The sequence below is a fragment of the Candidatus Marinimicrobia bacterium CG08_land_8_20_14_0_20_45_22 genome (assembly GCA_002774355.1).
Taxonomy (GTDB): Bacteria; Fidelibacterota; UBA2242; order UBA2242; family UBA2242; genus 0-14-0-20-45-22.
In genome coordinates, this window is the sequence record PEYN01000079.1 from 1 (window position 1) to 6,527 (window position 6,527).

Sequence of the window (6,527 nt, forward strand, 5' to 3'; positions counted from 1 at the left end):
CACCTCTAATAATAAACACTATCTACCCATTTAAAATGCGAAAGAACCAGATATATTTTGGAATTAGTCAACACAAATAATCTGCAATATCAACTCCTTCCATAGAAGAATCTTGACCGTTCAGAAAGCCAGATTTTCTATCGTAATCACCCAATCAACGTCATACAACCCACACAAATTCCCATAATGGGAATTTTACATTTTCACGTTTCTCGACGGAGAACGCAAAATATTTACCACATTTTACCAGGTAAAACAGCAACCAATTACTTTATCCAACCTAAAAAGAGCCGTTTGGCTCTTTTTAAGTTAATGGGTTTGATCCTGTTTTTCCAGGGCTTCCGGAATCGGTGTCCGGATGATGTCGGATTTTCCAGTTGAAAGACAGGTACTTCTTTTTCCTTTTGCAAATCCCTCATGCCGCATTCAATTCTTTGACTGTCGCTTTCGCTTTTCTCCGTTGGTAATAGGCTTTCATGTAGGTTTTACGTTTTTCGCTTTGCTGATAGGTTTTCAAATAGGCTTTGTATTTTTCGCTTTTGTGATAGGCTTTCTGATAGGCTTTCTGATAGGCTTTATATTTTTCGCTTTGGTAATAGGCTTTCTTGTAGGCTTTCTGATAGGCTTTATATTTTTCGCTTTGGTTATAGGCTTTATGATAGGCTTTCCCTTTTTCGCTTTGATAATTGGCGTTCTGGTAGGCTCTCAGGCAAGCTTTACAATAACTTGTTGTTTTGTCTTTTGACCTCTTGTTTTTATAAAATTCAGTTAGCGGTTTTTCACTCCCGCATTTTGAACATTTCTTGGTAACAGGTGCTGTGAAATTTTCAGGTTCTTTAGAAATCATTTGCAATTCCTCCCAATTGCCCTTTAAAAGTGTTGGACAGGCAGGCGGTGAAAGTTACCACTTTTTGGGTGCTGCCCTATCCTGTCCAAGTGTCAAAAATCGTTCACAGTAAGGCAAGACTGATTTTAATTGCCCTGTCAAGTTCCGGCATTTTCTCCGTTGGCAATTCGCCGACTTTATGAATCAGGCGATTTACTTTATCAACGGTTCGGATTTGCCCGCAGTCAATGTAACTATCGGCGTCAAGTCCGGCGATTTCTTTGCTCAGAAATACCATGACCGGCAGTGCTTTGGTTATGACTTTAACGCTTGAAATCGGGGCGATAATCGTCACCGGAGAATATTGATTACCGATATTGTTTTGAATGATTACCGCCGGTCTGAGTTTGCCGATTTCATCCGTCCCGAAGCTTCGGGAATCGAGATTGACAAGGTAAACGTCGCCGCGCCTAAGCGGTTCGACTAAGCCGGAATGTTTAAAGTTTGTCGGCATGTTTCCAGTCCTCTTGCTGTTGGCAATAATATGCCGTGTTCGCCTGATAGCCTTCGGATAGCTGTTTTTCAAGGTCTGCCCGTTCGATTCGGTCAAGGTATTCGCTCAAAGCCCGTCGAACGATTTCACTAATGGAAACGTTCAACCGCCTTGAGACAGACGCCGCTTTTCGGGTTAGTTCCGGCATGACAATCAGGTTAAGTCTTTGCGTTTTGGTATGATTCGTGATAGTTCTCATTTTTCAGTCTCCCATATACGCCGGAAAGATACTCATCGGCGTAATGTAACACAAGAAAAAAGTCCCGAACGGGCTCATTGTTTTTAGTTGATTCTCCCGAATGTTCGGGATTGGTTCGGTTGTTTTGGAATTACAAACCGGTATCCCGTTCGGTATCCCGTTTTTAATGTTAAAATAGGGTTAAATATGATAAAATTTGATAGGGTAGGGATAGCGATAACCTGCAACAAATAGGCAGGTAAAAAGTATGTTTTCTCGTCCGTGAAAATTGCTTTGTGCCCCAACAAGGACTCGAACCTTGAACCAACGGATTAAGAGTCCGCTGCTCTACCAATTGAGCTATTAGGGCGAGAAAAAGCGGGCTAAATTTATAACAATTCCGCCGAACTGTCAACATCCTTCACGCCGGAAATTCAATATTTTAACAATGACAATATAGAATACTCTGAATAAAAAAACCTGCCGAACTTTTCAGGCCGGCAGGTTTGATTCTATTTCTTCCGCACTTACTGGAGTACTGTCAACGCACTCCGGGCGGCATCCAGCATCGGCTGAACGGAGATTTCTGTCCCGACTGCGGCTTTCATCCATGCGGATGGCGTGATGGAACCCAGCGTGCACATCCGTTCCATCTCTTTTCCGAGATTCTTCCCGGAAATGTACTGCTCAATCTGAAATTGAATGATATGTCCGATCGGGTAATCCGGCAGATAAAGACCGGCGTCGATCATGTGTGAATAGACCGCCAGAATGATGGCGTCTTTATGTCCTAAAATCGGATAATAGTACTCGTTCCAGGTCGCCTTGGCGATGTCGATGACGGCGGCTTTCAGTTCTTCGGGCTTCGCTTTCGGATGCTCGTACATCCAGCGCCAGACCTGCATATCGACGAGCGCTACGGCTGAGATTTCCGCAGCCGACCAAATCTGATTGAGCGCGTCCAGATATTCGGCGTCCGGATCTTTCTTTGTCAAACCGAGAACTTCCATGTCTCTCTTTTGAAAAACAAACGCAAAGGCTTCCGTAAACGCAGTATTCGGAACGCCGGAAAGCATTGGATGGTCGATTCTGTTCAGTGAAAAAACCTGTTCGACACAGTGACCAAGTTCGTGAAGCGCAATGTTGAAGCCTTTGTAATCCATTCCGGTCGGCTGAACGCGGGTTCTCAAATGCGCATTATCGGAAGGACGCTCGGCGCCCTGCGCATGTCCGGAACCGCGCGCCGGATCGACGTTGATCTTGGTTTTAAGATATTCGGCTGTCTGTTTATCGAATCCCAATTTCATCAGCGTTTCCGGTAATTTTTCGCGAAAAACGTCGGCTGTCGGGTATCTGGCCGAAACGATTTTGTCCAATTCCGCCTGCGAATAAGCGTCTTTACTTTTGACCCCATTATACCAGATGTCGAATGGTTCGAATTCACGTCCGAGCCGTTTTTTCACAACGGCCGCCGTCTCTTTGAGTTCATCCGATTTTAAAAGTTGGACAAACAGCGCTTTGATGGTTTCCTCGGGAATTTCACGCTCTTCGTTAAATTTGCGATCGACGAATGTTGGATTGATCGGATAATACGGATCGGCGTTCTTTTCGGCATGAAAAATATTGAGCAGTTGCTGATAACGCGTGTTCGGTTCGGGACTCGCCTCGGCACCAATGACTTGATTGGATTCGACTTTCCAATCAACTTTCGGATTGTTGATGACGCTGGCCGGGATTTCCTGCGTGATGATTTTCTGCATGACATCGTAGATCATTTTCTGCCGCTCAAGTCCGCCGACTTCCGGATACTGCGCCTTGAGTTCATCACGGATCCCCCAATGCGTGATCAGCGTCAGGTCTTCCGGAAATAATTTTTCACCGTTTTCCGTCAGCAGATGCCCCATGCAGATGTTGTAACTGCTGATGTAGTTATCGGCGGCGACATAAGCCTCGTAAGTTTTCTGTGAAATCTCAGACGAAACGCGCGAATTGAATCGTTGTGCCAGCCTCGCCTGTGCCCATTTTTCCCGCGTCCAATCGTCGCTGACTCTCAGCATTTCGTCGAGCGGATAAATTTTAAAATTCAATAAAACCCAAAAAGCGACCTTGCTCTTGAAAAGGTTTTCGTTGACATTCGGAGAAAGGCTGAAGTTCGCCATCAGGTAATTGACGGGCATGATCGGTCCGACGTCCACCTGCAAATCCCACTGAAAATCGCGTTCGAGTTCCAGCATAACGCCTTTCAATGTCTCAAGCGAATTTTCCAGACGAACAAACGAACGGTTTAATGAATCGCCTTCAACGAGAAAATTTTCCATGCAGAATTTCTGAAAATCTTCTTCGCTGCCATCTTTCTTTGTCCAGAATTTTTGCATCTGCGTGATTCCTGTCCGGACACGGTCGGCGCTGGTTTCACCAAACTTTGCGATCATCTTGTCGGCGACTTTCACGGCAAATTCATCGCTAATCATCTTCGTGCCCTCTTTTTTTCCACATTGCTGGGTCATGGTCGCAAAAAACATCACGACAACAATCAAAGCGGTTCCGGAAAAATGTCTCCGTTTGCATTTCCACATCTTTTTCCCTCCTTAAAATTACTCGTCCGTTACCGGACGGAAACCTCATCGGTCAGTTCATTGACGTCGTCGCTTTTTCGCGGAAAATGTTCGGAAAGAATTGCGCCCATTTTCATGACGACATTGACGACGCCGGTTCGATAATTATGGTTCTTAAAATCCAGCGAGAGCGATTTTGCCGTATCATCCCAAATCGATTGCCCAACTTTCTCGTGAATTCCGGCATCGCCGAGAATCTGGAATTTCCGCTCGTCTAAAAGAATGAGCAGTAAAATGCCGGTTCGGTCGCGCGTCTTATCCATTCCGAGCCGGTAAAATTCGTCTAACGCGATTTCCATAACGCTTTTATCTTTGAGCCGCGACGGCGTTTTGCTGAACACGCTGACCCGGATTTCGCCCGACGTATTCTTCTCCGCCTCCGAACAAGCCTTCGCAATTGCCTTTAAATCCGCTTTCGAAAAATATGTACCCAACAACGACATCGTTCAACTCACTTTCAATTCGCGTTCAATTTGAAATTTGCAATTTGAAATATTGCAATCTACCATCCACCGGACGATCCTCCGCCGCCGAAGCCACCGCCACCACCACTGAACCCGCCAAATCCGCCTCCTCCGAAGCCTCCACCGCCGAACCCGCCACCGCGTCCGCCGCCGCGAAACATTTCGGAAAAGAACAGAGCCCAAAGCAATCCACGCCGTCCGCGTTTTCCCATCCCGAAAAAGATTGGCAGGAAAAACAAGAAAAAGATCAGCCCGAACAGCAGATTTCCCGGTTCGCGCTCCGACTTCCTTAATTTATTCGGATCGCCCTGATATTCGCCCTGCGTTGCCTTCATGATCGAGGTGATGCCGGCGTCTATCCCTGCAAAATAATTTCCGTTTCGGAACTCCGGCGCGATCTCGTTCCGAATGATCGACGACGAGATCAAATCGGTCAGCGCTCCCTCCAGCCCGTAGCCGACCTCTATCCGAATCTTCCGTTCGTTGGTGACGATAAGGAGCAGAACGCCGTTATCTTTTCTCTGATCGCCTAATTTCCACGCATCGGTCACGCGGATCGAATAATCTTCCAGAGCATCGTCTTGCAAAGAAGAAATGATGAGGACGGCGATCTGATTGGACGTCTGCGATTCAAACTGAAAGAGTTTTTCTTCTAATTTCAATTGTTCTGAAGACGACAAAACGCCGCTTAGATCAGTTACACGGGTTTTGAGCGGCGGTACATCGAGCGCAAAAAGGCTCGTTGCCGTAAGCACAAAAACCAACAAAATCGCCAAACCTGTCTCCCGAATCATCGGTACAGACAGATAACCGGTGAGTTTTCTCCTGATGTTAAATTTGTTCATTTAACTTCTGCTGAACGCAATCCATCTAAAATGTAACTTTGGGGACGACTTCCACACCTTCCTGCGCTTCGAAGTACAACTTTTTCTCGAATCCGAGTATTCCGGCAAAAATGTTAGTCGGAAAAACGCGAATCTTCGTGTTAAATCCTTGAACCGCTTCGTTGAATCTCTGTCTTTCGACGGTAATGCGGTTTTCCGTGCCTTCCAACTGCGACTGCAACGACAGGAAATTCTCGTTGGCTTTCAGAGTCGGATACGCTTCCGCAATCGCCATTAAGCGCGACAACGCCGAGCTGATTTCACCTTGCGCCTGTTGGAATTTGGAAAAGGCTTTTGGATCGTTCAGTACTTCCGGCGTGACGTTCAGACCGGTGGCATTAGCGCGTGCTTGAATGACGGCTTCAAATGTTTCACGCTCGTGCTGAGCATAACCCTTGACGGTTTCGACTAAGTTCGGGATCAGATCTGCGCGGCGCTGATACTGATTGCTGACCTGCGCCCAGGACTGGTTCACGCCCTCTTCGAGCGTCACTAAATTGTTGTACGTGCCGACCAGTTTACCGACGATCAGTAAGAGGACAACGACAACTGCTATTAATATTATCCAACCTTTTTTCATTTTTCTTTCTCCTTAAACAAAACTTACGATAATCTAATATATTTTTTCTCATTCAAAAACTTTCGACTGATAATATTCTGGAAATGAAGGGAAAATTAAAGTTAAGCTTCAAGAAGCAGAGCATTGCGACGAGGATAAGATTTTCATTCTCTCGGGTAGATGTTGGTGAAATTAGGATTTCCTATTCCTAATGTGTCCACATTCGAATAATTTTTACAACCTTTTCTGCTTCTATGATTTGATACACGATCCGATGCTGAATATTCATTCTTCGAGAATAAGCGCCGGACAAATCTCCGACCAATTTTTCAAACGGCGGAGGAGTCTGGAGCGGATTTTTCTGCAGGAGTTCCAAAATAACCAGCGCTCTGTCTTTCAAACCGGCCTGTTTTAATTTCAGGGCATCTTTCTGCGCTTGTTTGGTAAA

General features: G+C 45.8%; 8 protein-coding genes and 1 tRNA gene. All 9 read right to left on the reverse strand.

The window, feature by feature from the left end; genetic code table 11:
* Positions 1–415: 415 nt before the first annotated feature.
* Entirely contained in the window at positions 416–847 is a 432-nt protein-coding gene (locus COT43_04975; GenBank protein ID PIS29009.1) for a hypothetical protein, read from the reverse strand.
* A gap of 103 nt (positions 848–950) precedes the next feature.
* Positions 951–1,340 (reverse strand): PemK family transcriptional regulator, encoded by a 390-nt coding sequence (locus COT43_04980; GenBank protein PIS29010.1) that lies wholly within the window; start codon positions 1,338–1,340, stop codon positions 951–953.
* On the reverse strand, positions 1,324–1,578 hold the full coding sequence (locus tag COT43_04985) for a hypothetical protein (protein PIS29011.1): 255 nt from the start codon (positions 1,576–1,578) through the stop codon (positions 1,324–1,326). Before COT43_04985 ends, COT43_04980 begins: the two co-directional genes overlap by 17 nt.
* Positions 1,579–1,851: 273 nt before the next feature.
* Positions 1,852–1,927: transfer RNA gene (locus COT43_04990), tRNA-Lys, on the reverse strand.
* A 157-nt stretch (positions 1,928–2,084) separates the two neighbouring features.
* Positions 2,085–4,133, reverse strand: coding sequence for a hypothetical protein (locus tag COT43_04995; GenBank protein PIS29012.1), 2,049 nt, complete (start codon positions 4,131–4,133; stop codon positions 2,085–2,087).
* Positions 4,134–4,162: 29 nt separating this feature from the next.
* Positions 4,163–4,615 carry a hypothetical protein gene (locus COT43_05000; protein ID PIS29013.1) on the reverse strand — a complete coding sequence of 151 codons (453 nt, stop codon included), beginning with the start codon at positions 4,613–4,615 and terminating at the stop codon, positions 4,163–4,165.
* Between the two features lie 59 nt (positions 4,616–4,674).
* Positions 4,675–5,430 carry a hypothetical protein gene (locus COT43_05005; protein ID PIS29016.1) on the reverse strand — a complete coding sequence of 252 codons (756 nt, stop codon included), beginning with the start codon at positions 5,428–5,430 and terminating at the stop codon, positions 4,675–4,677.
* 76 nt (positions 5,431–5,506) lie between these two features.
* Positions 5,507–6,100 carry a LemA family protein gene (locus COT43_05010; protein PIS29014.1) on the reverse strand — a complete coding sequence of 198 codons (594 nt, stop codon included), beginning with the start codon at positions 6,098–6,100 and terminating at the stop codon, positions 5,507–5,509.
* Between the two features lie 187 nt (positions 6,101–6,287).
* Positions 6,288–6,527: Txe/YoeB family addiction module toxin (locus COT43_05015; protein ID PIS29015.1), on the reverse strand; the 240-nt coding region annotated here is incomplete at its 5' end.